24 protein-coding genes are annotated in these 25,109 nt (G+C 64.1%); 7 read left to right on the top strand and 17 right to left on the bottom strand.

Annotation, left to right across the window (positions count from 1 at the left end; translation table 11 throughout):
• The first annotated feature begins 31 nt into the window (after positions 1-31).
• Both Q0938_RS02150 and Q0938_RS02145 read left to right on the top strand, forming a co-directional pair.
• Entirely contained in the window at positions 32-739 is a 708-nt protein-coding gene (locus Q0938_RS02150) for a GntR family transcriptional regulator (protein WP_299358614.1), read from the top strand.
• 14 nt (positions 740-753) lie between these two features.
• A complete protein-coding gene (locus tag Q0938_RS02145) occupies positions 754-1,629 on the top strand; it encodes a DUF1989 domain-containing protein (RefSeq protein WP_299358612.1) in 876 nt (291 codons plus the stop codon).
• Between the two features lie 239 nt (positions 1,630-1,868).
• On the opposite strand, the gene Q0938_RS02140 is transcribed toward Q0938_RS02145, so the two are convergent.
• The 15 genes from Q0938_RS02140 to Q0938_RS02075 form a co-directional block, all read right to left on the bottom strand.
• Positions 1,869-2,030 carry a hypothetical protein gene (locus Q0938_RS02140; RefSeq protein WP_299358610.1) on the bottom strand — a complete coding sequence of 54 codons (162 nt, stop codon included), beginning with the start codon at positions 2,028-2,030 and terminating at the stop codon, positions 1,869-1,871.
• 422 nt (positions 2,031-2,452) lie between these two features.
• Positions 2,453-3,013 (bottom strand): DUF6538 domain-containing protein, encoded by a 561-nt coding sequence (locus Q0938_RS19345; RefSeq protein ID WP_366942720.1) that lies wholly within the window; start codon positions 3,011-3,013, stop codon positions 2,453-2,455.
• Between the two features lie 302 nt (positions 3,014-3,315).
• Positions 3,316-3,996: a cupin domain-containing protein gene (locus Q0938_RS02135; RefSeq protein WP_299358608.1), complete on the bottom strand. Its 681-nt coding sequence runs from the start codon at positions 3,994-3,996 to the stop codon at positions 3,316-3,318.
• Positions 3,997-4,643: 647 nt separating this feature from the next.
• Positions 4,644-5,390, bottom strand: coding sequence for a nitroreductase (locus Q0938_RS02130; protein ID WP_299358606.1), 747 nt, complete (start codon positions 5,388-5,390; stop codon positions 4,644-4,646).
• Between the two features lie 3 nt (positions 5,391-5,393).
• The gene (locus Q0938_RS02125; protein ID WP_299358604.1) at positions 5,394-5,849 is read right to left on the bottom strand and encodes a MaoC family dehydratase N-terminal domain-containing protein; all 456 of its coding nucleotides are present in this window, start codon (positions 5,847-5,849) and stop codon (positions 5,394-5,396) included.
• On the bottom strand, positions 5,846-7,132 hold the full coding sequence (locus tag Q0938_RS02120) for an MFS transporter (RefSeq protein ID WP_299358602.1): 1,287 nt from the start codon (positions 7,130-7,132) through the stop codon (positions 5,846-5,848). The genes Q0938_RS02125 and Q0938_RS02120 overlap by 4 nt, the downstream gene beginning before the upstream one ends.
• 116 nt (positions 7,133-7,248) lie before the next feature.
• Positions 7,249-8,349 (bottom strand): TRAP transporter substrate-binding protein DctP, encoded by a 1,101-nt coding sequence (gene dctP / locus Q0938_RS02115; protein ID WP_299358600.1) that lies wholly within the window; start codon positions 8,347-8,349, stop codon positions 7,249-7,251.
• Positions 8,350-8,389: 40 nt separating this feature from the next.
• Positions 8,390-9,673 carry a TRAP transporter large permease gene (locus Q0938_RS02110; protein ID WP_299358598.1) on the bottom strand — a complete coding sequence of 428 codons (1,284 nt, stop codon included), beginning with the start codon at positions 9,671-9,673 and terminating at the stop codon, positions 8,390-8,392.
• On the bottom strand, positions 9,670-10,254 hold the full coding sequence (locus Q0938_RS02105; protein WP_299358596.1) for a TRAP transporter small permease: 585 nt from the start codon (positions 10,252-10,254) through the stop codon (positions 9,670-9,672). Before Q0938_RS02105 ends, Q0938_RS02110 begins: the two co-directional genes overlap by 4 nt.
• Before the next feature lie 34 nt (positions 10,255-10,288).
• Positions 10,289-11,146: a CoA ester lyase gene (locus tag Q0938_RS02100; RefSeq protein ID WP_299358594.1), complete on the bottom strand. Its 858-nt coding sequence runs from the start codon at positions 11,144-11,146 to the stop codon at positions 10,289-10,291.
• Positions 11,146-11,601 (bottom strand): MaoC family dehydratase, encoded by a 456-nt coding sequence (locus tag Q0938_RS02095; RefSeq protein ID WP_299358592.1) that lies wholly within the window; start codon positions 11,599-11,601, stop codon positions 11,146-11,148. Before Q0938_RS02095 ends, Q0938_RS02100 begins: the two co-directional genes overlap by 1 nt.
• On the bottom strand, positions 11,602-12,777 hold the full coding sequence (locus Q0938_RS02090; RefSeq protein WP_299358591.1) for a CaiB/BaiF CoA-transferase family protein: 1,176 nt from the start codon (positions 12,775-12,777) through the stop codon (positions 11,602-11,604).
• Positions 12,770-14,044, bottom strand: a complete 1,275-nt coding sequence (locus Q0938_RS02085) for an acetyl-CoA hydrolase/transferase C-terminal domain-containing protein (RefSeq protein ID WP_299358589.1) — start codon at positions 14,042-14,044, stop codon at positions 12,770-12,772. Before Q0938_RS02085 ends, Q0938_RS02090 begins: the two co-directional genes overlap by 8 nt.
• A 31-nt stretch (positions 14,045-14,075) precedes the next feature.
• Positions 14,076-15,242 (bottom strand): acyl-CoA dehydrogenase family protein, encoded by a 1,167-nt coding sequence (locus Q0938_RS02080; protein ID WP_299358587.1) that lies wholly within the window; start codon positions 15,240-15,242, stop codon positions 14,076-14,078.
• A gap of 13 nt (positions 15,243-15,255) precedes the next feature.
• Complete coding sequence (locus Q0938_RS02075; RefSeq protein WP_299358585.1) at positions 15,256-16,476, bottom strand: CoA transferase; 1,221 nt, start codon at positions 16,474-16,476, stop codon at positions 15,256-15,258.
• A gap of 184 nt (positions 16,477-16,660) precedes the next feature.
• Here Q0938_RS02075 and Q0938_RS02070 point away from each other — a divergent pair, with 184 nt between their 5' ends.
• The 5 genes from Q0938_RS02070 to Q0938_RS02050 all read left to right on the top strand — a co-directional run bounded on the left by Q0938_RS02070 (position 16,661) and on the right by Q0938_RS02050 (position 21,887).
• Positions 16,661-17,431 carry an IclR family transcriptional regulator gene (locus tag Q0938_RS02070; RefSeq protein ID WP_299358583.1) on the top strand — a complete coding sequence of 257 codons (771 nt, stop codon included), beginning with the start codon at positions 16,661-16,663 and terminating at the stop codon, positions 17,429-17,431.
• 75 nt (positions 17,432-17,506) lie between these two features.
• Complete coding sequence (locus tag Q0938_RS02065; RefSeq protein ID WP_299358581.1) at positions 17,507-18,676, top strand: acyl-CoA dehydrogenase family protein; 1,170 nt, start codon at positions 17,507-17,509, stop codon at positions 18,674-18,676.
• Positions 18,673-19,560 carry an acyl-CoA dehydrogenase family protein gene (locus Q0938_RS02060; protein WP_299358579.1) on the top strand — a complete coding sequence of 296 codons (888 nt, stop codon included), beginning with the start codon at positions 18,673-18,675 and terminating at the stop codon, positions 19,558-19,560. Before Q0938_RS02065 ends, Q0938_RS02060 begins: the two co-directional genes overlap by 4 nt.
• Positions 19,557-20,357, top strand: a complete 801-nt coding sequence (locus Q0938_RS02055) for an enoyl-CoA hydratase-related protein (protein ID WP_299358577.1) — start codon at positions 19,557-19,559, stop codon at positions 20,355-20,357. The genes Q0938_RS02060 and Q0938_RS02055 overlap by 4 nt, the downstream gene beginning before the upstream one ends.
• A gap of 333 nt (positions 20,358-20,690) precedes the next feature.
• On the top strand, positions 20,691-21,887 hold the full coding sequence (locus Q0938_RS02050) for an MFS transporter (RefSeq protein WP_299358575.1): 1,197 nt from the start codon (positions 20,691-20,693) through the stop codon (positions 21,885-21,887).
• A gap of 646 nt (positions 21,888-22,533) precedes the next feature.
• Here Q0938_RS02050 and Q0938_RS02045 read toward each other — a convergent pair.
• Both Q0938_RS02045 and Q0938_RS02040 read right to left on the bottom strand, forming a co-directional pair.
• Positions 22,534-23,442, bottom strand: coding sequence for a GTP-binding protein (locus Q0938_RS02045; RefSeq protein WP_299358573.1), 909 nt, complete (start codon positions 23,440-23,442; stop codon positions 22,534-22,536).
• Complete coding sequence (locus tag Q0938_RS02040; protein ID WP_299358571.1) at positions 23,442-25,088, bottom strand: amidohydrolase; 1,647 nt, start codon at positions 25,086-25,088, stop codon at positions 23,442-23,444. The genes Q0938_RS02045 and Q0938_RS02040 overlap by 1 nt, the downstream gene beginning before the upstream one ends.
• Between the last annotated feature and the right edge of the window lie 21 nt (positions 25,089-25,109).

The following is a 25,109-nucleotide window of genomic DNA, read 5'->3' as shown; positions in this document are numbered from 1 at the left end:
CATGCAGCCAGGGCGCCGGAGTGCGACAACGATGGAAGAGGGAAAGGTCAATCTCGCGCAGACCGCGGCGGATGCCCTGCGCGAAGAGATCGTCATGGGCGTGCTGCCCCCGGGCACGCCCCTGCGCGAGCAGAGCCTTTCGCTCCGTCTCAACGTTTCCCGCAACACTCTGCGCGAAGCCTTCCGTACGCTCGAGGCGCAGGGACTCATCGATCACCGGGCCAACCACGGGGCCACCGTGCGCAGGCTGACGGCCGCCGATGTGCGTGAGATCTACGCCATCCGCACCACCCTCGAGCTGCGGGGCGTCTATTGCGCGGCGCAGGCAGACCTCGCCCGGATCGACGCCCTGGTGGAGGCCGCGAACCAGTTGCAACGTGCAGCGCTTGGCGGGGAGTGGGATCATGTCGGGACGCTCTCGCTGGCAGTGCACCGGCGGATCGTGCAGATGATCGGCTCGCCGCGGCTGGACGACCTGTTCTCGACCATCGCGGCGCAGGCCCGGCTCACATTCTCCTACGAGCGCGATGCCCGCGCCTTCCAGTTGCCCTGGGTGATGCGCGACGTCGAGATCTGCACGCTGATTTGCGACGGCAAGCGCGCCGAGGCTGCGCGTGCGCTGCAGATCTACCTTCTGGAATCCGAGCAACGCATCCTTGAAATCATCCGCGCGCGGACCGTTCGCCGCCCGGACGCGATCTTCGATCCCGATATGGCCCGAGAAGACCAAACATCCTGAACAAGGAGCCTGCCTTGAAGACCCTCTCGAATTCCCCCGCACCTGCCGATGCCGAGGCGCGCAGGGCTGTCGCTCCGGTGGTCTGCTATCCGGTCGGGCGCCTGCCGCGCCCCGATCTCGCGCGCTACGAGGCCGTGCGAGGCGACCTGACACTGATCGAACGTGTCACCATCCCGCCTCGGGATGCCGCCAGCTTCCACGTGCCACAGGGATGTTTCTTCCGGATTTCGGTGGCCGGCCCGCAGGTGGGCGACCTGAACCTGTTCAACGCCGACAATATCGATGAACGCTTCTATTCCGGAAAGACACGGGCGCTCAACGGCACCCATCTGGGCCTGGGGGACCAGATGTTCTCGAGCTTTCCCTACCTGCGACCCATGGCGACGATCACCCATGACACCCTGGACTGGTATGGCTTTGACGCGTTCGGTGGGGGCGTTCACGACGTGATCGGCACCCGCTGCGATCCCTACACCAACAACCTGCTTTCGGGCGGCGGGCAGTATCACCATTGCTGCCACTCGAACCTGACGCGGGCGCTCGCCGAGGCCACCGGCCTGCCCCTGCGGCAAGCTGAACCCTACGTGCATGACGTGCTGAACGTCTTCATGTGCACCGGCTTCCTGCGCGACACCGGGCAATACTTCATGAAGGCTTCGCCCGTGCGGGTGGGCGATTACCTGGAGATGTTCGCCGAGATCGATCTCCTGGGGGTCTTGTCCGCGTGTCCGGGCGGCGACTGTTCGACGACGCACTCCTCGGATCTGGCGATCTGCAACGAGATGTACGTGGACATCTACCGTGCGGACCGCCTGCCGGAGGGCTGGGAGCCGCCGGCCGTGAACGGCTATGATCGCAGCCACGGGGTCGCCTTGGACCCGAACGTTTGATCGCCGTCACGTCGCCCACGGCACTGCGGGTGCGCGGCAATGCACGGTCGGTCTCGAGGCTGCCGTCAAATGTCGTGCCCCCAAAGCTCCTCGCGACTAAATTGGCTGTGAAGCGCATGCCAGGCTCTTCTTCGAGAACCAGTAGTCGCCTTTCATCTGACAAGAGCGGGAGCGAGGGTCGCTGAGATCACATAGCGCCGATCGCCACGGCCCACCCCTCCTCCGCGCATCATGGCCGGTCATCCGCTGGGCGGGTTGATCGACGCATGGGCTCCATCAACCGAGCCATCGGCCACCACGCGGTTCTGATTAAAAGATTGCGTCGGGGGATGCAGCATCGCTACGTTCATCAGCGCGACGCGCCCAAGCGGAAATGATGGATAGCCCAGAAGGAGGTTCATCGATCCGAAGATCGCGGCCTCTCTCCACGGTGTTTGCGGCCTGTCAGCGGAAACGCTGAGGAGCCTCGCCTTCTGGATCTCTATGAAGGAACGCCAGTTCCTGACTTTATGTCTTTCCTGCGTTGTCGGCGTGCGTGTGTGACACGCCGCCAGCGCCGGACCGACCTGGGTCTCGGTTCTCTGAGGGCGGGTCGTTTTCCGCAACTGGTGAGGATCACATGCTCCATATGTCTCCGAGTGCCGTCACCGCTACGTCTGGCGCGAGACGATCGCCGCAGGCGACACCATCCACCCGCCGCTCGACGGCCGCTGGAACAGCCTTGGCCTGGTCAAGGTGGAGACAATCGGCGAATGGCCCGCGCTCAGCGTGGCGCGGGCGATTGCAGATCAGGACCAGCGGGTCCGGCCTGGCACGCTGCAACTCACGCAGCTGGACGAGGTGCGGGCCACCCGCCTGATCGCGCCCGTGTGCCATCTGCCCCTGCGATGTGGGCAGATCGCGCCGGCCGCGCACCAGCATCCAGAGCTATAATCTCGGACGGTCCCGAGCCGCGTCCGCCGGAGATGGACCATGAGCGGTCATTCCGACGCCTTGGCAGGCCGGCATGGTCGCGGTCGGCGATCGCCAAGCAAACCGTCGGCAAGCCTGAGAACGGACGACACCAGCATTTCCGACTTTCTCTCGAGCATGCGGCGGGGGTGAGATCGATCGCTTCGGCGCCGAGATGGTCGCCTGTCAGTCGGGCCATGAGCTGAGCCTCTTCTTCCCTGAGTAGGGCGAGGAGCCGCGCGGCGCGGATCATCGCTTCGGGAAGGAGAGGGGTTCGCAGGGAGAAACACAGAAACGCCCGGCCGCATTTTTTTGCGAGGGGCAGCGGCAGGCGCTTGCGGAAGTAGAAGGTCCGGCCGCGGCGCTGGAGATAGGGTCCGGCGGGGCGGCGAAGGGCGGGTGCCCGGCGCCGGTCGCGCCGTGCATGCGTCACAGCATGTGTCACAGTTTGCGGCGGGTGTGACACACGGCCTGCGCGGACGGCACTTACCCGGCTGTTTTGACGTGGTTTTTCGGTTTTAATGGCTGGGGCGGTATGATTCTATGCTAACTAATTGATTCTCAAGTATAAATTAGCAATCTCTTAATATGGTGTCAATCACTGCCAGACGGAAATCATCGACGTGTAGGACATGGCGTGTCACCCGACGCCATGTCCGCGTGAGCAGTTGATACCGAACCGACCAAGCAGCGCGAGAGCTGCCAAGGCACCATGAAACGGACACCTGTCCGGGATCACTCGGGCATCTGCAGTACGTCGGCATGCTGAAGCGGGGCCTGCTTCATCCAGATCCGCGCGCCTTCCGGATCCACCGCGGCCCTCAGCGCCTTGCCGGCCGGAAGCCGTCCCCAGCTCTGCGCAACCAGTTTCTCATCCTCGGCAGCAAGGCTTCCGGCGAGCACGAGGAACTCGAGTCCTCGTTCGTTCGGCACCGTGACGGATGCACTCGGCTCCCACTCCTCGATCGAGACCTGCTCGGCGGCATCCTCGAAGAGGACGCGCGCGGCGTTCGCCCCGTCACGCAGCGGCGCCGCGTCTCCCTCGCCGGGCTGACGGACGATCTGCGCGTCGTCGCCTTCGCGGAACTGCCAGAGCCTTACGAAGATCGTGCAGCCGTCCGCGGCCGCCGGCGTGTGCGCGGTGCCCGGCGGGTTGCGGAAATAGCTCCCCGCCGGGTAGTCGCCGTGCTCATCCTGGAAGGTGCCGTCCAGGACCAGGATCTCCTCGCCGCCGCTGTGGACATGGGGCGGGAAGGCGCTGCCCGGCGCATAGCGCACGATCGAGGTGGCGCGGGCCACCTCGTCGCCCTCGCGGTAGAGCATCTTGCGGTCGACGCCCGCGGCGGGGCTGGGGATCCAGTCGAGCCCGGCCGCATGGACGATGACCGGGCGGCTCAGGTCTTCATTGATGCGCATCGCTGCTTGCTCCCGTGGTTCAAATCCATCTGTAACTTCATGTTACCGGATTTCGTCCTTCGGCAGGCCTCGTCGGCCCGCTTCGTGGCATTGTCTCGATCGCGGTGTTGCGCCGCTCAGCACACCAAGCGCGCATTCGATCTCGGCCGGCGCGCCGGCAATCGATCCGAGCACGCTGCGTTCGCCGCCGACAAGCTGCCCCATCGCCACCGGTGCGAAAACGGCTTGGATCGTGAGATCCTCGTTGCCGCCAGGCAGACAGCTGCCGTCCTGTGCGCAGATCCGCCGACAGAGGCCCGCTGAGAAGGTCGCTCACCTGAACAGAAGAATGCCACGTACGAGTTCTCCAGGGATCCGCGCGTCGACGACGTTCGCTTCGCCGTATGAAGTTTACCGCAGGACGCTGTCGAAGGCGCTTTCCAGTGACCTCTGGATGCTGCCAGAAGGGAGATCGAGAAGCCTTTCGCAACCCTGCTGTTCGGCGCGCCGTCGCCGATGCAGGGCAGCGAGAGGCGCCGCCTCCCACTCCAACAGGCGCACCAGGCTTCCCGTGCTCAGCATGGCGGAACGACTGAGCGCAATAACAGCGCAACGATCATCGCGGTCAGGCGCAGTATCTCGATATTCCACCTCCACTGTCATCGCCGTCAGAGTGCGCGCCACCGCTCTTCGTCGGGGCCATGTTTCTCAGGTTTGATCTCACAGACAGGCAGGTCTTCGAGAAAGCGAGCGAAACTGGCGAGTTCTTCGCGCTCGGTCTCGAAGTTGTTCTCCGGGGCTGTGGGATCGGCGCAACCCAGTGCCATGCCGAGGATGACCTGGCGCTCGGCGGGAATGTCGAGCAGACGCGCTACTGTCACTGCGTATTGTGAAAAGGCTGCCTGCGGGCAGGTGTCGAGCCCGACCGCTCGTGAGCAGACCATGATGTTTTGCAGAAACATCCCCAAGTCCAGCCAGCTTCCGATCTCCATGTCGCGGTCCATCGTAAAAATCATGCCGACAGGCGCGCCGAAAAAGGCATAGTTGCGTGCGTGCTGGCGTGCTGCTGCTGCGCGGTCGCCTTTTGCAATGCCAAGCGCGCTGTAAAGGTCCCAGCCCACTTTGCGCCGACGGCCAAGATAGGGCTCGCGCCAGCAGTTCGGATAGTATGAATATTCCCGCTCGGGTGCCGCGCCCGACAGCGCGTGCGTTGATAGCTGCCGTCCAAACTGCTGCAACGCCCGACCGGTCAGCACTAAGACCTGCCATGGCTGTATGTTCGTGCCCGACGGAGCGCGAGCGGCGGCACGCAAGATCCTTTCCACGGTGTCCCGCGGCACTGGCTCGGGCCGAAAAGCGCGAACGGAGCGTCGTTCTGTGACCGCCCTCAATACGATCTCTTCGGCGTCACTCATGCGTCACTCGCTGCCGGCCATAAGTCGCAGTGGCGTATATGTGATGACCGTCTCGCCACGCTGGTTCATTACGCTGTTCCTGGTGCGGACGAGGCCACGGTTGTTCCTCTTGGCGGGGCGACTCTCGATCACCTCTATCTCGACGTGGATCGTGTCTCCTTCGAGCACCGGGGCCTCGACGTTCAGCTCCATATGTAGAAACGCAAGACCGGTGCCCTGCCCCGTCGCGTTGAGCGCCATGCCTTCGGCAAGCGCATAGACGAGTGCTGCGGGCGCGGGTCTCCCGTTTATGGCGGAATGAAGCTTGCGGTACTCTGCGTCGAGGAACAGCGACTCAAGCATGCCAACAGCGGACACAAAATTCACAATATCCGTTTCGGTGATCGTACGACCGAAGGTGCGGAATTTATCTCCCACCTTCAGCTCGTCCCAACAAAACCCTTCTCCAAGCAACTTCATGTGTTGGTCTTTCCTTGTGTTACGGTGACCTTGGGCCACGGCAGGGGCGCCGGATTTCGCAGGCGCGACGAATACCAAAATGGCGAGACGGCCCCGAGTACGCTCGCAGCCGAAAACAGGAAGGCTGCACGGTAGTCGCCGGTCAGATCGTGCAGGAACCCCGTGATCCACGCCCCGAGTGCCGAGCCGAACGACATCGTCATGAATATCGTGCCGAAAATCGCCCCGACCTGACCACGCGCGAAGATCCGGGCCGAGAGGGTCGAGATCACGGGTCCGCGCGCGCCTTGGCTGACGCCGAATGCCAGCACGTAGACGAGCACGAGCGGCCCGACCGGGGCGAAGGAAAAACACAGAAGGGCAAGAATGCCGATCAAGGTTGCGGTGAATGACAGCGTGACCGTAAAGCGAAAGCCCTGCCGCGCCGCCAGCCATCCGGAGCAGAGTACGCCGACGACCGACAGCATGCCTGAGGCGCCAAACGCAAAGGCTGCTTTGAGCGGCGGATAGCCCTCGTCCACCAGGAAGCTCACAGTCTGGACCACGACGCTGTAGGTGGAGCACGCCGTGAAGAAGAAGCACTGCACCAACAACCAGAATTCAGGCGTGCGCGCCGCCGATGCGATCGTCCATCCTTGCCGGCGTGCAGCGGACGGGGATGGCGTCGTCGAGCCGTCGCCTTCCTCCGCCGAGGCGTGTCGTCCAGCCATCAACACTGGGTTTCCGCGCGCGATCCGCCCCCAAGGAAGGATCAGCAGTACGGGCAGAAGAGCCGCAAGGAGGAGCGACAGCGATCGGTAGGCGGCCCGCCAGCCATCGGCATCGATCAGCCCCTGCGTCAGCGGCACGATGACGAGTATGCCCGAGCCGAAACCGGCATAGGCGAACGCGATGGCGAGGCTCAGCTTTCGGTCGAACCAGCGCCCGATCAGCGCCGCCGCCGGCACGATCCCCAGACACGCCGCCGCGATGCCCCCGCAGATGCCGTGGAAAAGATAGATCTGCCAAAGCGCGGTCGTCATCGACGCAGCGCCCATTCCTCCGGCGAGAACGATCAGCCCCAACCCATATGTCCAGCGCGGCCCCCACCGGTCGACCAGCGTGCCGGCGAGTGGTGACACGAGCCCTGCAACTATCAGGTAGGCCGAATAGACGCCGGTCAGGGTCGAGCGACTCCACGCGAACTCGGCCTCGAGCGGCAGGATGAATACCATGAAGGTGTCGATGACGCCCCGGGCGACGAAGTTGAACAGGAAACCCGTAGCCACGACGATGCCCGCCATGATCGCGACCGAACGCCCGGAGGGCGCTTCAAGGGAGATATTCTCTGACAAGGAGACTGTTCGCCACTCGGGGAAGGTCGCCCGGCACGTGGCCGGGCGATCGAAGGGGGTATGCCTTACTGGCTCTCGGCGGCGTCGGCGGCCGGCGCCTCGGCGGCGGTGGCAGTCTGAGCCGGGGGTTGCGCGTCGCCACCGGTCTCGCTCGCCAGCGCCTCGCGGAAGGCGGTCAGGATTTCCGAGCCGGCAAGACCACGGGCATCAAGATCCGCGGCCCAGCGCTCGCCGATCCCCGCGAGATCCGCCTCGATCTTCGCCTTGTCGGCGTCCGGCAGCGAGACAAAGGTCACCCCCTCGTCGGCCATCTCCTGCTTGTCCTGAAGGTCAAGATCCTCGGCGATAGCACAAGCCGACGGGATAACCTCCTCCGCCGCATCGGTCATCGCCTTCTGAACCTCGGGTGACAACTGCTGCCAGCGGTCCTCGCTGATGACGTAGCTTGCCACGAACGAGCCGAAGTTCATGTCCTGCGTGCCCCAGCTCAGCTCGGGCGCCAGACCGTAGGGCAAGGCGCTTGAATGGGGGAAGAGCACGCCGTCGATGGTGCCGCGGGACAGGGCCTCGCGCGTCTCAGGGGCCGGGATCGCAATCGGCGTGGCGCCCAGCAGTTCGACCGCGATCTCCTTCGTGCCGCCGGTCGCGCGCAGCTTCAGCCCTTGTAAGCTTGCCGCGCCGGTGATTTCCTTGCTTGCCGTCATGATCTGGTAAGGGGGAAGCACCATCACCAGCAGCATCCGCACGCCCAGCGGGGCGAGCTCCGCCTGGTCAAGAACGCTGCCAGGCTTGGCAATGCTCCAGAAGGCATTCGTGCCGTCGCAGGCTTGGGTGAAGGACTCCGGCAACTCGCCCACGGCCGAAAGCGGCAGCTTGTCGGCGAGATAGGACACCCCGGCATAGCCGATGTCGACCACGCCAGTCTGGGCAAGTGACATCAAGTCCTTCGACTTGCCCATCTGCTCGGCCGGATAATACTCGAACTCGATTTCGCCGTTCGTCAGTTCGGTGACCTTGTCCATCCAGACCTTGGTCATGTTCTCGGCGATGTAGTGGCCAACGGGAAAGCTGTCGGCGACGCGCAGCGTCTCTGCCGAAGCCGTCCCGGACACCAGCGCCGCCGTGCTGCAAAGCGCTACAGTGGTAAGTGGAGCGTTCAGTTTCATTACCATTTCTCCCAGTTTTGGTTGTTGCTTTCAGGTTTCGTCACATCGTCGATGGCAGCCACAGGATCAGCGCGGGGAAGGCGAGCATCAGGGCGATGACGATCAGATGCGCCCAGACGTGGGGCATGACGCCCCGGAATAGCTCACCCAGCGGTCGTCGCGTGTATCTGGCGACGACAAAGACGTTCATGCCCATCGGCGGCGTGACCATCCCGACCTCGGCGGTGACGACCACGATGACGCCAAACCAAACGGGATCATAGCCGAGCTGCATGACGATGGGCAGCATGACGGGAACGGTCAGGATCAGAATGGCGACCTGGTCCATGAAGAAGCCGAGGATGAGGTAGCTGAACAGAATGATGATCATGATCATCGTCGGCGACATCTCCAGCGCACCGACCCACATGCTCAGATCGTTGGTCACGCGAGACAGCGTCAGGAAATAGCCGAATACATGCGCACCGAGGATGATGAACAGGATCATGCAGCTCGTCTGCGCGGTGGAACGCAGGGCGTGCCAGAAACCGGCGAGCGTCAGCTTCCGCTCCCATACGGCGATCAGCATGGCGACGAAGGCGCCGAGGCCGGCCGCTTCCGTGGGCGTGGCGAAGCCGGAATAGATCGACCCGCTGACGGCAATGAGCAGGATCAGCATCGGGCCGACCGTTCTCAGCGAGGAAAATTTTTCGAACATCGTGTAGGCCCGGCCCGCGGGTGCGGCCTCGCGGTCAATTCGCACGAGGAAGGCGACTGTCAGGATGATCGCCAGGGTCACGATCAGACCCGGGATGACACCGCCGATCAGAAGGTCGCCGATCGCGACATCGGCGATGATGCCATAGAGGATCAGCGCGATCGAGGGCGGGATCAGCATTGCCAGCGTGCCGGAGATGGCCACGACGCCGCCCGCCAGCTTAGGGTCGTAGCCCTCGCGCAGCATCGCCGGCATTGAGGTCGAGGCGAGCGTTGCCGCCGCCGCCGTGGACGACCCAGAGATCGCGCCGAAGCCGGCGCCGGCCAGCGCCGTCGCCATCGCAAGGCCGCCGCGCAGCCGCCCAACCCAGACGCTGGCCGAGCGGAAGAGGTCGTTCGCGACGCCCGAGATGATGACGAACTCGGCCATCAGGATGAACATCGGGATCGTGATGATCTCGTAGCTGTTTGCCGTGGACAGCGGTGAGGTGCGCAGGATGCCGGTCAGGAACTGCATCCCGCCCAGCATGTAGAGGCCGGCGGCGCCCGAGACCGCCATTGCCAGCGCAACCGGCAGCCCGATTACCAGGAAGAAGACGAGGATCAGAAGGACGATCGTGACGGTCATACGCCATGCTCCGATTCGCTGGAGGCGGTAATAGGCGGGGGCGGCAGGTCAGCCAACTCGCGCCCGGTCACGAAAGAGGCCGCGTGGGTGACGCCACGCAGCCCGCTGCGCATGGTAATCAGTGCCGAACCCACGAGAACCATGAAATAGGACGGCCATGTCGGCCACGGCACCGTGGCGCTGATCAGGTTGTTGGCGTTCCAGGCGGCAGCCGTGCGGTACCAAGCCTGCCACGCGATCATCGCGAGCAGCAGCGCCGATGCGCCGTATCCGATCGCCAGCGAGACATGAATGAATCGGCGCGGCAATCTGGGAGCAAAGATGTCGATGGCGATATGGCCGTGATGATGCAGCGTGTCGGACAGCGCAAAGAAGAACACGCACACCATCAGGTAGGTGCCGATCAGGTCATAGCTCCAGCCCAAGGGGCTGCGCAGAGCGTAGCGCATGGTGACGTCGGCAACGACGACCACCATGATCACCGCCAGCGACACCCCCGACAGGAACACCAGAGCGGTTTCCGCACGTGCGACAATCGCCGAGAGTCCGGTATCGGTCTTTTCTTCCGTGGGACTTAGCATCGGTTCCGGGCCTCCCCTCCCGTTCTGTCTGCGGTCAGCGCCCGACAGCTGCCAGGATCTTTCGCGCCGCGCGCTCGTGCGGCTTGTCGATCATCCGCCCGTCTATGGTCACGACGCCGGCCTGCGGATCGACGCGGAACGCCTCAACGACCCGGCGCGCCCATTCCATCTCTCCCTCCGTGGGGGTGAAGGCGCGGTTGACGATGTCCACATGGCTCGGATGGATGACGGCCTTGGCGCCGAAGCCGTCGCGCCGGGCGGCCCGCGCCTCGGCCTCGACATGCTCCAGGTCCTTGATTCGGGTGCTCACCGTATCAATCGCGACGATCCCCGCCGCCGCCGCCCCGATCAGGCACAGGTTGCGGGCAAGAAGGAACGGGCCGGTGAACGCCCCGTCGATGTTGTTTTCGGTCGCGCCCAGCGAGGCGGCCAGATCCTCGCCGCCCCACATGATGCCCCACAGCCGGGGACTGGCGTCCTTGTAGCCGCTCAAGGCAAAGATCGACTCGGCCGTCTCCGTGGCGACGCCGACGATCCGGGTCGCGCCCACCTCGTGGCCCGCGGCGGCCTCGAACGCGTCGAGATAGTGCGAAAGCTGCGCGACGTCGGCCGCGCACGAGCATTTCGGCAGCACGATTCCGTTCGGGTGCAGGGGCATAACCACTGCCAGGTCGCCGAGCGTGCGCCCGGTATCGAGCGCGTTGACGCGGACGAAGAGCGACTGCGCGCTCCGCTGTGCGGAGAGCATGTCGCGCGTAATCGCGCGCGCCGCGTCCTTCTGGCTGGTGGCGACGGAGTCCTCGAGGTCAAGGATCAGCGCGTCTGCGGCGCCTTCGCGGGCGCGCTGGAACTTATGGGCGTTGTCGCCGGGAACGAAGAGAAAGGAGCGCATCAGCCGTCCTTCCGCTTCCACATCATGGCGGCGCGTCGACAGGTCGCAACCACTTCGTCACGCTGATTGAGGCAAGTGTGCTCGAGTTCCACGATACCAACATCAGGACGCGACTTGCTTTCGCGAACCGAGATAACGCGCGTTTCAGCGCGCAGGGTATCACCGTGGAAGACGGGCTTCGGAAAGCGCACGTCGCTCATTCCGAGGTTACCGACCGTCGTGCCCAGGGTCAGTTCCTGGACCGACATGCCGATCATGATGGCGAGGGTCATCAGGGAGTTGAACAGCGGTTGGCCCCACTCCGTGCCAGCTGAAAAGTGAGCGTCGATGTGTAGAGGCTGCGGATTCATCGTCATCAGGCTGAACATCGTGTTGTCCGCCTCGTTCACCGTGCGCGTGAGTGGATGGCGAAAATGCCGATCCACGACGAACTCTTCGAAATGAAGTCCAGCCATTTAACCTTCTCCTTTTACCGCCGGGCCGAGTGCGCCGGTGTCGATCAGTTTCTTGATCTGTGCGGTGGCGATGCCCCAATCTTCGAGAATCTCGACTCCATCAGCGCCGGGATCGTTTTCGGGAGGCAGTGGCAGTTGCGTCGGCGTCATTGCGAAGCGCGGCGCCGGTGCTGGCTGCACGATTCCGTCGATCAGTACATGCGTGCGACGGGCTGCGTTGTGAGGGTGATCAGGCGCCTCTCGCGGGCTCAGTACTGGCGCAACACAGGCGTCCTGCCCGTCAAATAGGGCGCACCACTCGTCGCGGGGCCGCTCGGCCAAGCGCGCGCCGATGAGGTGCCGCGCTTGTGGCCACGAGGCCTGGTCGTTCATGTCCGGGAAGCTGGCCGGATCGAACCCAAGTCCCTTCAGGAAAATTGCGCGGAACTTCACCTCGATCGGCGCGACCGAGAGGTATTCCCCGTCCGCGCAGCGATAAACATCATAAAACGGTGCCCCGCCGTCCAGCAGGTTCGTGCCACGCGGCCCGTTGTGAAGGCCCGAAGCGTGCAGTCCAGTCATCGCCGTCGCAAGCAGCGCGACGCCATCGACCATCGCGGCATCGACCACCTGCCCCTCGCCGGTGCGCTGCGCCCGCACCAGCGCGGCGAGCAACCCCGCCACCAGCATCAGGCTGCCGCCCGCATAATCGGCGACGAGGTTCAGCGGCGGCACCGGAGGTTCGCCCGCGCGCCCGATCATGTCGAGAACGCCGGTGAGCGCCAGATAGTTGAGGTCGTGCCCGGCGCGCAGGGCCAGCGGCCCGTCCTGACCCCAGCCGGTGAGCCGGCCATAGACCAGCCGCGGGTTCCGGACCCGGCAGGGCTCCGGCCCCAAGCCCAGCCGCTCCATCACACCCGGGCGAAAGCCCTCGATCAGCCCGTCGGCCGCGGCCACCAGATCGAGGGCGCAGGCGACCGCTTCGGGGCGCTTTAGGTCCAGCGTCACCGCCCGGCGGCCCCGCGCCACGAGGTCAAAGCGCGGCGGCCGTGGGATGCCGTTCCCGGATGGGGTCGGGCGGTCGATGCGGATGACCTCTGCCCCCAGGTCGGCAAGGATCATGGCGGCAAAGGGCGCCGGGCCAATGCCGACCATCTCAACGATCCTGATGCCGCGCAGCGGACCACCCTCAGCCATGACGATGCCTCCCCTCGTCATGCCAGTAACGCGACAACTCCTCGCGGAATCGGGGCTCGGCGATCTCGATCATCCGCCGCGCGCGCTCGTCCACGGGGTGGCCGGCAAGCTCGGCCACGCCCCATTCGGTGACGATCGTGTCGGCGTCGGCCCGCGCGACCGTGACGCTGGAGGCGCGCGGCACGATCCGCGAGATCGATCCCCGACGCGCCGTTGACGGCAGCGCGACGACCGCCCTGCCCCCGGGCGAGCATTGCGCGCCGCGGGTGACGTCCACCTGCCCGCCCGTTCCGCCGGTCCGGCGACCGGCTGCGGATTCGGCGTTGATCTGGCCGGTGAGATCGACCTCGATCGCCGAGTTGATGGCGACGAAGCGCGAGAGCCTCGCGATGGCCGCGGTGGAATGGGTGTGCGCAGTCGGGCGAATTTCGATGGCGGGGTCCTGTCGCACGTGGTCGAGAAGCACGGGTCCCCCGATAATGACGCCGGCTACCGAAACGCCCGCGTCGATCTCCTTGGCGGCGTTGGTTAGCGCGCCGGCCCTGATGAGCGCCGCGCCTCCATCGGTCAGGACGCCTGAGTGCAGGCCGAGGTCGCGGTGGTCCCGCAGCGCCTCGGCGATCGTGTTCGGCAGTCGGCCGATGCCCAGCTGGATCACGGCTCTGTCGGGGACAAGGCTCGCGACATGGCCAGCGATATCCCGGTCCGCTTTGCTGGCCTCGCTCGCAGTGGGGGCGAGCGGCGCGGCCTGGGCATCGACCGCCAGATGGACCGGCACGTCGCTGGGCCAGAGGGTGCCGGGCGTGCGCGGCGTATGCGGGTTGATCTCCGCGATCACCACCCGGGCGCGACGGGCCGCGTCGATCAGGTGCAGGTCTCCCATGCCAAGATAGGCGTGGCCGCGCTCGTCAGGCGTCGAAAGCTGGATCAGAACGACGTCGCAGGGCATGCGGCCATCGCCGATGCGCGCGACGAACTGCGCATAGTGCAGGGGAACCACCGTCAGGGATGCTTCGGGCAGCCGCGTCGCCGTTCCCATCGCGCCGTAGCTTTCAAAGCGCAGCCCATTCGCGGCCCCCGGCAGCTCGCCCAGCGTCGCCCCGATGATGGCGGTCAGATCGCTGCGCTCCCGCGCCGCCTCGCCCAGCAGGCGCGTCAGTGTGGCCGGCTCGCCGGTCCCCTGGCCGACAAGTACCCGGTCCCCGTCCCGCAGCCAGCTGGACAGGTCGGCGGCAGCGGCCGTGACGGGCTTCGGCAGCTTCGACATCGGCGGGTCCCTCCCTAAGGCTGTCGCGCGGTCAGTAGGATTTCGGCAGCCCGAGGACGCGTTCGGCCAGGTAGGACAGGCAGAGCTGCGGGCTGATCGGCGCGATTCGGGGAATGAACACCTCCCGCAGATAACGCTCGACGTGGTATTCCTTGGCGTAGCCGAAGCCGCCATGGGCCATGACGGCCGTCTCGCAGGCCCTGAACCCCGCCTCGCCGGCCAGATACTTGGCCGCGTTGGCGGCGGCCCCGCAGGGCAGGCCCCGATCGTATTGTGAGGCGGCGGCCATCACCATCATCCAGGCGGCCTCAAGCTCGGCCCAGCACTTCGCCAGCGGGTGCTGGATCGCCTGGTTCTGGCCGATGGGCCGGTTGAACACGATCCGCTCTTTCGCGTATTTCGCCGCTCGCTGCACCGCGAGCATGCCCAGCCCCACGGCCTCGGCCGCGATCAGCACCCGTTCCGGGTTCATCCCGTGCAGGATGTATTCGAAGCCGCGCCCTTCCTCGCCGATGAGATCGGCTTCGGGGATCTCGAAGTCGTCGAAGAAAAGCTCATTTGAATCAACAGCCTTGCGGCCCATCTTGTCGATTTCCCGCACCCGGATCTGCTCGCGGTCGAAGCGGGTGTAGAAGAGGCTGAGACCGCGCGCAGGCTTTTCCACCTCTTCCAGCGGCGTGGTGCGCGCCAGCAGCAGGACGCGATCTGCTTCCTGCGCGGTCGAAATCCACACCTTCTGGCCGTTGACGACGTAGCGGTCGCCCGTCTTCACCGCCCGCAGCTTCAGCTGCGTCGTGTTCAGGCCGGTGTTGGGCTCGGTGACGGCAAAGCAGGCCTTCTCGCGCCCTTCGGCCATCGGCCGCAGCATGCGGGCCTTCTGTTCCTCGTTCCCGAAGACGGCGACGGGGTTCAGCCCGAATATGTTGATGTGGACGGCAGAGGCGCCAGTCATGCCCGCACCGGATTCTGAGATGGTGCGCATCACCAGCGCGGCCTCGGTGATGCCGAGGCCCGAGCCGCCATGCTCCTCGGGTGTGCAGATGCCCAGCCAGCCCTCCCGCGCCAGCGCCTCGTAGAAGTCGTGCGGGAAACCGCCATCGCGGTCGCGGGTCAGCCAGTAGTCGTCATCGAAACGCGCGCAGATGGCGGCGACAGCGTCGCGGATTGCTTCCTGCTCTTCGGTCAGATCGAAATTCATTCCGGTTATCCTCTCAAACCACTGCGGCGGCTTGCGCCGCGGCGCCTTTGCTCGGTTCCATCCCGCCAAGTGCCGCGATCTCCTCGTCCGAGAAGCCGGCCTCACGCAAAATCTCGGCGCCATGCTCGCCCTGACGCGGGGCCAGTCGTTCCGGCACCGCGGGCGTCCGCGACCATTGGGCGGGCACGTCCATCTGGCGGATGGTGCCCTCGCTGGGATGCTCGACGGTGCGGAAAAACTCAGTCGCGGCCAGATGCGGGTCGTTCAGCACGCCCTCGAAGTCATACATCGGCATGGCCGGAACGTCGGCCTTCTCCAGAAGCTCCATCCACTGGGCCGTGGTTCGGGTCAGGAAGATTTGGGCAAGTTCGCTATAGACCTCGTTGATGTGGGCCATGCGCGAGACGAAATCTCGATAGCGGGGATCGGCCTGCGGCATGTCGGGGCGGCCGATGGCCGCGAAGAAGCGTCGCCAGTGGCCATCATTGTAGATGAGCGCGCAGATATGCCCGTCCTTGGTCTGGTAGGGACGACGGTCGGCGGACAGCTGGCGGGCATAACCGCCGTGGTCGAGCGGCGGCTCGAATGTCAGACCGCCCATGTGGTCGCCCAAGACGAACGAGACCATCGTCTCGAACATTGGGATGTCCACCCGCTGACCCTTGCCACTACTGTTCCGCTCGACAACCGAGGCGAGGATGGCGCTGGCCGCGACCAGCCCGACGACCCGGTCCGCGACAGCTGAGGGCACGTAGCGCGGCTTGCCCTCGTTCACCCGCGAGAACAGGTAGGGGATCGTGGAGGCGCCCTGGATTAGGTCGTCATAGGCTGGCCGGTCGGCGTATGGGCCGTGCTGCGAATAGCCGAACATGCCGGCGTAGATGATGCCCGGATTGACGGCCGCGACCGCCTCGTAGGAGAGGCCCAGCCGCGCCATCGCCTTGGGCCGCACGTTGTAGACGAGGACGTCCGCCCCTTCGCACAGGCGTAGCAGTGCATCGCGGCATTCGGGCCGCTTGAGGTCGAGCGTGATCGAGCGCTTAGAGCGGTTGGCGTTGAGAAACAGCGGCCCCATGTCGGCGTGGCGTCCGGGGCCGATCTGGCGGACCAGATCGCCGTCCGGCGCCTCGACCTTGATCACGTCGGCGCCGAAGTCTCCCAGCATCTGGGTCGCGTAAGGTCCCATCAGCACCGAAGACATGTCGATGATGCGCAAGCCCGAAAGGGGTCCCAAAGCGTTTCCTCCTGCTCAAAGCAATAAATGCTTAAGTCCATATATAGAGACTTAATATCTCCCCCCTTGAACATACATGTCCGAACATGGCATGTGTCAACTACAAATAGCGGCGAACCGTGGAAGGCAGGTATTGGATGTCCACCTACATGGACCATGCTTTCGTCAGGAGTGGCCAATTTTGGTGAAGCAGGCCGCCAACGTCCTCGATCTGCTGGAGTATTTCGCTCGCGAGCAGAAGACGGCGAGCCTCGCGGATCTGTCGGCACATTTCGGCTGGCCCCGGTCCAGCACGTTCAACCTGATCCAGACGCTGGTGGAGCGCGGCTTTCTGTACGAGCCGAAGCCGCGCGGCGGCTATTATCCTACCAGCCGCTGGCTGGCGCTTGCCCAGGACGTGGCGGCCGCCGAGCCGTTGCCGAAAGCGGCGCTTGCGCTGATTCGCGATCTCGCAGACGCCATCGGCGAGACGGTCTGGATCGCCGCGCCAAGCGGTCAACAGGCCGTCCTGCTTTCGGTGATCCAGTCAGCGCACGCCGTGCGCTATACCGCCGAGCCGGGAAGACGCGTTCCGATCCACGCCACAGCCTCGGGCCAAGCGATCATGAGCCAGATGACCGCCGCCCAAAAGACGGCGATCCTGCGCAAGGCCGTGTTCGAGAGATTCGGCGAGGGCACCCCGATGAGCGTGGAGGAGGTCGAGCAGAGCATCTCCGCCTCGCTGCGACGAGGATGGTTCCGCAGCGCCTCTGCCTACAGCCCTGACCTCGGTGGAGTGTCTGTGCCGCTTGCTTTTAGCGGCCGGATCTTCTCGGTCACCGTGGCGGGGCCACTGTTCCGCATCGAGAGACGAATGGACGAAACCGCGGCCGAAATCCATCGTGCGATCACCCGCCACTGCGGGGAGGACTACTTCAGAAAGCAGGTGCCGAATCTGCGTCGCCTCGTCGACTGAGAGCCGGACGGAAATCGAGCCAGAAAGGAAAGAGATCATGAGGAACCGTTCAGTCGCAGACGCCGGCCCGCGCCAATGAGTCTTCCCCATCTTTTCCCACGCTTCGCCGATGAGGAAACGTCGCGCCCCCTCATCGACGAAGCGACCCTGCGCACCGAGGTGCGCGCCTTCATCGCCGACCAGATCGCGCGCGGCACGATCCTCCCCGGGCGGCAGACCTGGACGACGTTCAGCCGCGAGTTCTCGCGCAGCTGCGCGGAAGCTGGCTATATTGCAATGACCTGGCCTCGCGAATTCGGCGGTCATGAGCGGTCCGCATTCGAACGCTACGTGGTTTGTGAGGAGCTTCTTGCCGCGGGTGCCCCACAGGGCGCGCACTGGATCGCCGACCGGCAGAGCGGGCCACAAATCATGCGAAACGGAACCGACGCAATCAAGCGCGCCATCTTGCCGCGTATCGCATCGGGCGAATGCACTATTGGCATCGGCATGAGCGAACCGGACAGCGGTTCGGATCTGTCCTCAATTCGCACCCGCGCAGTCAGGGTAGACGGAGGATACAGAGTCCATGGCCGGAAGGTGTGGACCACGAACGCCCAGCACGCGGATTACATCATTGCGCTGTGCCGCACGTCGCCGCGCGATGATGACAATCGATATGCCGGACTGTCGCAGCTTGTCATACCTATGCAAACCGACGGCATCTCTGTGCGTCCGATACGTGACATGCGTGGAGAGGAGGAGCTTAACGAGATCACCTTCGACGGCGCCTTCGTTCCGATTGATCACCTGTTAGGGACCGAGGGCCAGGGCTGGCAACTGGTAAACGAGGAACTCGCCTTCGAGCGCAGTGGCCCTGACCGGTTCCTGTCCACCTTCGGCCTGCTGTCAGTGATGACGAAACTGGTGGGCGAAAATCCCGATCGGCTGGGCGCGTCCGAAATCGGCCGTCTTGTAGGGCGGCTGACGGCGATCCGGCAGCTTTCGCTGTTGATCAACAGGCGTATCTCTTCAGGCCAAGCCGTTGGCGCATTGGCCCCGATCATGAAGGATCTTGGAACGGCGCTTGAGCAGGAGATCCCTGAGGTCGCGCGTCGCATTCTTGACATCAATGTCTTCGAAGCGGGGGAGCCCACGCAGGGGGCGTTGGCGACGGCGATCCTCAGCGCGCCCAGCTTCAGCTTGCGGGGCGGCACGCGCGAAATCCTCAAGGGTATCGTAGCAAAGGAGATGGGGCTGCGATGAGCCAGGTTGCACGAATGTTGGACGACATGCTGACACGTCTGCTAAGTGGGCGGCTGTCCCATCCGGCAGCGTCTGAGGCGCCAAGCCTTCCGGACGAATTGCGCGCGGAGATGGCCCAAGCAGGGCTGCACTTGGTGCTGGCTCCCGAAGAAAAGGGCGGCTTCGGCTGCCGCATGACAGAGGCCGCCACCGTTGCTTGGCGCTGCGGCTGGCACGCCGCTCCGGTACCAATCGTCGAAATGCTTTTGACGCCCGTATTGCGAACGGAACTGGGCCTCGGCCTGGACAGTGACGTCGCTCTTGTTCATCCAACTCCAGATTACTCGCCGGAGGCCGACAAGACGTCACAACCGCGGATGCCAGTCCTTTCTGTCCGTGGGCAGAACATCCCCATCCCCAGGCATATCGCGGCTAAAGGGATGCTTCTGCACACGGCCTTGATGACCGGGGCGATGGCGAAGGTCGTAGAGATTACGGCCGACTATGCGCGCACGCGCGTGCAGTTCGGCCGGCCTCTTGCGAAATTCCAAGCCACTCAGCACGCACTCGCAGAAGCGGGGAGCGAGCTTGCCGTGACCGAAGCCGCTCTGGCTGCCGCGCTGGAGGCCGAGGATGAAGGCCGCGGCAGTGAACTGCTCCGGCTGTCCGCCAAGGCGCAGGCCGGGGTCGCCGCGACGGTCATCGCCGCTACATCCCACCAGGTTTTCGGCGCCATTGGATTCACTCAGGAGCACGAACTGCAGCGTTACACGCGCAGCCTTTGGGCATGGCGCGACGAATGGGGCCGGCAAGCTGCCTGCAATCTTTCGCTTGGGCGCGCCGCTTGCTCCGAATCCAAGGGTCTCTGGCCTTATCTAACCGACGAAGCGAGGATTATCGCATGAATGACGCCGTTCAGATAGAGCGCGACGGCGCGATCGCGCACCTGGTCCTCAATCGCCCGGATACACGCAACGCGCTTTCCGGCGACGTGATCGGCGCCCTTGTGGCGTTTCTCGAAGGCGCTAACGACGACGCGGATCTTGGCTGCATCGTGCTGACTGGCAAGGGAGATGCCTTCAGCTCGGGCGGCAACGTGAAGGAGATGCGGGATGGCGACCATCCGATGTTCAGGGGATCTCCACTGGAGATGCAGGAAGCCTATCGCAGGCATATTCAGCAACTGCCGCGCCTGTTTGCAGGGCTCGACGTTCCGGTGGTTGCCGCCGTGAACGGGCATGCAATCGGCGCAGGCATGGATCTCGCCGCGATGTGTGACATTCGTGTCGCGTCGACGTCGGCGCGATTCGCTGAAAGCTTTCTGCGCGTCGGTCTTGTGTCTGGCGACGGTGGGGCGTGGTATCTTCCACGTGTGATCGGCTACGCGAGGGCAATCGAGCTGGCGATGACGTGTCGCACGCTTGACGCGCAAGAGGCGCTTTCTTGGGGACTTGTCACGCATGTCACCGAGCCTGATGATCTGATACCGACAGCGATGCGGCTGGCAAACAGTATCACTGCATTCGCGCCGCAGAGCATCAGACTCAACAAGCGGCTGTTGCGACAATCGCCTACGCTGCCTCTTGAAGCGGCGCTGGATCTTGCCGCGAGTTTCCAGGCCATCGTGCAGCACACCCGAGACCAGCGAGAAGCTGTAGACTCCCTTCTTGAGAAGCGGACGCCAAAGTTTTTAGGGACGTGAGCGCTGTGGGCTGACTTCACGGAGCCGCAGATGGCGGATGACAGCGCTGCTCCTGCCATGTTGAAGCCGGCGATCTTCGCGCCCGATCGATCGCGGAAACCGTGGTAACCGCCACCTCAACATTTGCTTCGATCCAAGTCCGAGCGTGGACGGTGCAGTTTGGGAGTAGTCCCAGATGACGCAAAAGGTTGCCGAGCGCACCGCCGCTTCCGGGCGGATGCGCTGTCATCAACAGGCCGGCAATAAGGAGTCGACCCTCAGGCGATGGCTCACATACGCCGAAAGCTTCTACCCGAGCACGCCGCGGCTCCGAACCCTCGCCGAGTTGGACTGTTGAAGACCTCCCTGCTTCCCCTGCTGGTCACGCTGGCGATCCAGTCGCTGGCATCCATGGCCGCAGTGACCGTGCCCGTGCTGGCGCCCCAGGCGGCGCTGGCGACAGGCTATCCCGCCAAGCTCGCGGGCGTGTTCATCGGGCTGGTCTACTCGGGTGCGATGATCTCGTCCCTGGCCAGCGGCAGTCTGATCGACCGGTTTGGGCCGGTCCGGGTCAGCCAGATCGCGCTTCTGTTCTGCGCGGCCGGGCTGCAGCTGACCGCCACGGGCGTGCTGGCGTGGATGGCCCTCGGCGCGCTGGTGATCGGCCTCGGCTATGGTCCGATCACGCCCTCCAGCTCGCATCTGCTGGCGCGGACCACCCCGCCGCACCGCATGGGCCTGACCTTCTCGTTCAAGCAGACGGGGGTGCCGCTGGGCGGCGCGATGGCGGGGATCATCGTGCCGCCGGTGGTCGCAAGTTGGGGATGGCAGGCGGCGCTGATGATGGTGTCAGCCCTCTGCGTCGGCATGGCCGCGCTGAGCCAGCCAGTGCGGAATGCGCTGGACGCCGCCGGGCTGCATGACCGGCCGGCACACCGGCGCAGGCGCGACGTGCTGGCGCCGCTGCGGCTGATCCTGGAGCGTCCGGCGCTGCGCGACGTCGCCTTCTGCTCGTTCTTCTACAGCGCCGTGCAGCTGTCCGTGACGACCTACATGGTCATCTGGCTGACCGAGGTCTACCGGATGGATTACGTCCTGGCCGGCATCGTCATGGCGTTCGCGCAAGGTGCGGGGGTGCTCGGGCGCCTGCTCTGGGGCTGGCTGGCCGACCGCCATGTGCGGCCGCGGACCATGCTGAGCCTGCTGGGCATCGTCATGGCCGCCTGCATGGGGGGCATGGCTCTGACCGGCCCCGACTGGGCGCTGTGGATCGTCATCCTCGTCGCAGTGGCGTCCGGCGCAACCGCCATCGGCTGGAACGGCGTCTTCCTCGCCGAGGTCGCCCGGCTTTCCCCGCCCGGCATGGCGGGGATGATGACCGGCGGGACGCTGTTCTTCACTTTCTTCGGCGTGGTGGTGGGCCCGCCCGCGATAGCGGCGATCATCGGTGTGACCGGCAGCTTTGCGACTGGCTTCGGCGCTGTGGGCCTGGTGACGCTGGCGGTCGCCGTGTTCCTGGCTCTCACCCGACCGCGCCTTGCGCCCAGCTGATCCGAGAAAGCCGGATCCTGCCTGTTTGTGCCGGGACGGTCCTGATGGCCCGGCGCAGCGGATCTGGTCATCCTTAACTCAAGGGCGTGCTTCAACCCTGGTGAGGTTGCAGCGGTCCAGAACCTCGGCGCCGCCTTGTAACAAAGCCTGCCGCAAGCGCGGAGTTGCGTGGCACGCCGCCGAACCGCGCACGGCAAGAACGAGACTCTTGCACGACTTTCTCCTGCTGTTCTTATTCATCGCGCTCGGTTCCACGCTGGATCTGGGCAATCGAGGATCGCAGGAGCACCGGCATGCTTACCGGCTGGACAGTGGTGCTGATTAGCGGATCTTCCCTACGAAAGATATCTCCTCTGCCACAAAGCCGCCACGAAAACCGTCCCGAGTTGTCGACGAGCAGGTCGATCGCGCCGGCCAATCGAAGCGAGGTACACGTGATACGATCTGGATCGTTGTTAGGAAGGACAACTGCCAGGAGCCTCAAGTCCCTGAGCAGCTGTCCTGCTCCGCAGTTTTCACAAGGGCCCACAAAGCCCGGATGATTCCGACTCAGCTACGCAAAGAATGACACAAATATCGTAGTTTTAGCTGCCGCGCCCGACGTCCATTTTTAAGCAGCGGACTGCGCTAATAATATCCCAAACAGCTAAATCGCAACTTTCATCACCGTCGGGATATTTTGCAAACCCGTAAGGCGCTCTGTTCCGATCAGCACAAGCTCCGAGGTTTCTCCCAGGCCCCCCGTGTTTGTTATGCCCATTCTTGCGCCCACGCGTTGCCACAAGAAACCAGTTGAGGAACCAGAAAAATAAATATGACCCTTCCCGCGGATTACGTAGTTCGGGAGCGCGGCGGTGAAGCGCTCGAACTCCGTGTGCGAGACGGGCTCGTTCGCAGTAAGTGTTAAGGTGTGAAAGCCAGCATGAACGTCACGACGGCCGGCCTCGGCGCAGATAGCTGCTCCCGTTCCGAGGAGACCGTTAACATGAAATTCAGCCGGATCGCCAGCGAGGATGGCGGCAGTCGGGTTGAGCTTGCGCACTGCCTTCTCGGCGGCAGCGAGTGCCCCGGGCCCGGCGAGATCCAGTTTCGTGACGAGGATGATGTCCGCACTCTCGATTTGGGCCGCGACGACTTCACCCACATGTCTATCGTCCAGCCGCGCGGCCTGTGTTTCGGCATCGACAAGGACGATAATGGCGTCTGGGGCGAGTGCAGGTTCCAACCGGGCGAGGTCCATTATCCGATCGGGCAAGGCGACGCCACTCGCCTCGACTATAACATGATCAAAGCTCTCTGGATCCTTCATGAGGCGTAGCATTGTGGTGATGAACCCATCCGCCAGCGAGCAGCAGACGCACCCGTTGGTCAACGCCATCGTGCGACCGTCATGCTCGGCAATCAGACTCGCATCGACGTTCACCCTCCCGAAGTCATTGACCATCACCGCGTAGCGGACACCATCCGCCTCTGCCAAGATACGGTTTACAAGCGTCGTCTTTCCAGCACCGAGAAAACCGCCGATGACTGTGAACGCGCGCGTAGCCCCAGCCATCAATCGTCCCGTCCCGCAGCACGCTGCGGTACACCCCCAACGATGGTGCCCCACACGACAACATCCCGCAGAGCCTGAGGTTCGATCTGGCGTGGATCGCTCTCCAGGACCGCAAAGTCGGCGAATTTGCCAGGCTCGATCGAGCCAACGAGATGGTCCATGCCGATGGTATAGGCCGCGCCCAGCGTGATCGCATGTAAGGCGGAATCGACAGAAATTCGCTCCCGCGGCCCAAGTACCCGGCCTGTCGCCGTTAGGCGATTTACCGCGCACCATGCCGTAAATAGCGGCCCGAGTGGAGTCACCGGCGCGTCCGAATGGATCGCGAATGGCACGCCCAAGCGTTCGGCGGTGGCGCAGGCGTCCATCCGGGCGGCGCGGTCCGGACCCATTGTTATTTCGCGATGCTGGTCGCCCCAATAATAGATGTGGTTGGAGAAAAGATTGACACAGAGTCCAAGCGCCTTCATTCGCCGAAACTGCGCCTCGTCCGCCATCTGGCAGTGCTGAAGCGTATGCCGATGATCGGGCCGCGGAGCAGCAATCAGCGCCGCTTCAATCGCGTCGAGCATCAGTTCTGACGCCTCGTCACCGTTGACGTGCATATGTAGATGCACTCCTGCGGCGTGATATGCTAAAACGATCTCAGTCAGTTGCTCGGGAGCGAGGTTCCATACACCGTTCGGCGCGCCGTTATGGTACCCCGGCCATTTCATCCGCGCGCTCATTCCCTGAATCGAACCGTCTGTCATAACCTTGCAGAGACCGAAAATCAGTTTATCGGTGTTGCCCTTCATGGCAGCCCGCAGGACTGCAATACCTTCCTCGGGAGGGCGGTCGATGACGTTCATCGCAGGCAGGACGCGCAGCGGATAATCAGGTGCGGCTGTGGCAGTGCGATAGGCCTCGAGGCTCTCGTCGCTGAATGTGGCGAAGAGGTCAGTCGCAGTGGTCACGCCGCAATTTGCGGCTGACTGGGCGAACCGTGCCAGATCCTTCGCGCGGACCCCGGCGAAAAAGGGATCACCCGTAACCCGGAATACCATGTATTTCGCCGCTGTCTCTGCCAGCTCCCCGGTTGGATCTCCGTAAGGATCCTTGATAACCCCGTGAACGTTCGTCTCGCGACCGATTCCGGCGCGATCCAGCACGACGGAATTCACGTTGATTACGTGACCGTTGGAATGCATAACGACGATCGGCCGCGTGTCCGACACCCGGTTGATATCCGCAAGCGACATCCGCACGCCATCAAAATATATTGGATCGAAGCCCCAAGCATAGAGCGGAGCCTCCCGATCCTCCATCGCGTCAGACGCCTCTCTCAAACGGGACACGACCGCCTCCATGCTGTCGGCCCCTGGCCACAGCTTACCGTCCGGATCATGGCGCGGCAGGAAACCCACATACAGGAAATCCCACATTCCGCCCTCTTTTGCGTGGCAATGCCCCTCTACAAAACCGGGCATCAAGACTTTACCGGCGAAGCTATCGTCCAGATCTGCCGTTCCGAACGTTTCCAGGACCTCCGGCCCGCCAACGCCGAGGATGCGTCCGTCACTGATCGCTACATGAGTCGCTTCAGGAAGATAGCCGTTCATCGTGACGATCTTACGGGCTCGAAGCACCCGTATTGCCTTGGTCATGTCATGCTCCTACTCAGCTTC

This window comes from uncultured Paracoccus sp., assembly GCF_947496875.1.
In the GTDB taxonomy this organism is placed as follows: Bacteria; Pseudomonadota; Alphaproteobacteria; order Rhodobacterales; family Rhodobacteraceae; genus Paracoccus.
This window is presented reverse-complemented; position numbering and strand designations above follow the sequence as displayed.

Excerpts from the sequence above, each read along its gene's own strand:
- Q0938_RS02040 (WP_299358571.1), bottom strand. The coding sequence starts at position 25,088 with ATGACCAAGGCAATACGGGTGCTTCGAGCCCGTAAGATCGTCACGATG.
- Q0938_RS02095 (WP_299358592.1), bottom strand. The coding sequence starts at position 11,601 with ATGGCTGGACTTCATTTCGAAGAGTTCGTCGTGGATCGGCATTTTCGC.
- dctP (WP_299358600.1), bottom strand. The coding sequence starts at position 8,349 with ATGAAACTGAACGCTCCACTTACCACTGTAGCGCTTTGCAGCACGGCG.
- Q0938_RS02140 (WP_299358610.1), bottom strand. The coding sequence starts at position 2,030 with ATGAACCTCCTTCTGGGCTATCCATCATTTCCGCTTGGGCGCGTCGCG.
- Q0938_RS02100 (WP_299358594.1), bottom strand. The coding sequence starts at position 11,146 with ATGCGCTCCTTTCTCTTCGTTCCCGGCGACAACGCCCATAAGTTCCAG.
- Q0938_RS02105 (WP_299358596.1), bottom strand. The coding sequence starts at position 10,254 with ATGCTAAGTCCCACGGAAGAAAAGACCGATACCGGACTCTCGGCGATT.
- Q0938_RS02045 (WP_299358573.1), bottom strand. The coding sequence starts at position 23,442 with ATGGCTGGGGCTACGCGCGCGTTCACAGTCATCGGCGGTTTTCTCGGT.
- Q0938_RS02065 (WP_299358581.1), top strand. The coding sequence starts at position 17,507 with ATGAGTCTTCCCCATCTTTTCCCACGCTTCGCCGATGAGGAAACGTCG.
- Q0938_RS02110 (WP_299358598.1), bottom strand. The coding sequence starts at position 9,673 with ATGACCGTCACGATCGTCCTTCTGATCCTCGTCTTCTTCCTGGTAATC.
- Q0938_RS02090 (WP_299358591.1), bottom strand. The coding sequence starts at position 12,777 with ATGGCTGAGGGTGGTCCGCTGCGCGGCATCAGGATCGTTGAGATGGTC.
- Q0938_RS02120 (WP_299358602.1), bottom strand. The coding sequence starts at position 7,132 with ATGGCGGGCATCGTCGTGGCTACGGGTTTCCTGTTCAACTTCGTCGCC.
- Q0938_RS02080 (WP_299358587.1), bottom strand. The coding sequence starts at position 15,242 with ATGAATTTCGATCTGACCGAAGAGCAGGAAGCAATCCGCGACGCTGTC.
- Q0938_RS02150 (WP_299358614.1), top strand. The coding sequence starts at position 32 with ATGGAAGAGGGAAAGGTCAATCTCGCGCAGACCGCGGCGGATGCCCTG.
- Q0938_RS02125 (WP_299358604.1), bottom strand. The coding sequence starts at position 5,849 with ATGAAGTTGCTTGGAGAAGGGTTTTGTTGGGACGAGCTGAAGGTGGGA.
- Q0938_RS02130 (WP_299358606.1), bottom strand. The coding sequence starts at position 5,390 with ATGAGTGACGCCGAAGAGATCGTATTGAGGGCGGTCACAGAACGACGC.
- Q0938_RS02135 (WP_299358608.1), bottom strand. The coding sequence starts at position 3,996 with ATGCGCATCAATGAAGACCTGAGCCGCCCGGTCATCGTCCATGCGGCC.
- Q0938_RS02055 (WP_299358577.1), top strand. The coding sequence starts at position 19,557 with ATGAATGACGCCGTTCAGATAGAGCGCGACGGCGCGATCGCGCACCTG.
- Q0938_RS02060 (WP_299358579.1), top strand. The coding sequence starts at position 18,673 with ATGAGCCAGGTTGCACGAATGTTGGACGACATGCTGACACGTCTGCTA.
- Q0938_RS02085 (WP_299358589.1), bottom strand. The coding sequence starts at position 14,044 with ATGTCGAAGCTGCCGAAGCCCGTCACGGCCGCTGCCGCCGACCTGTCC.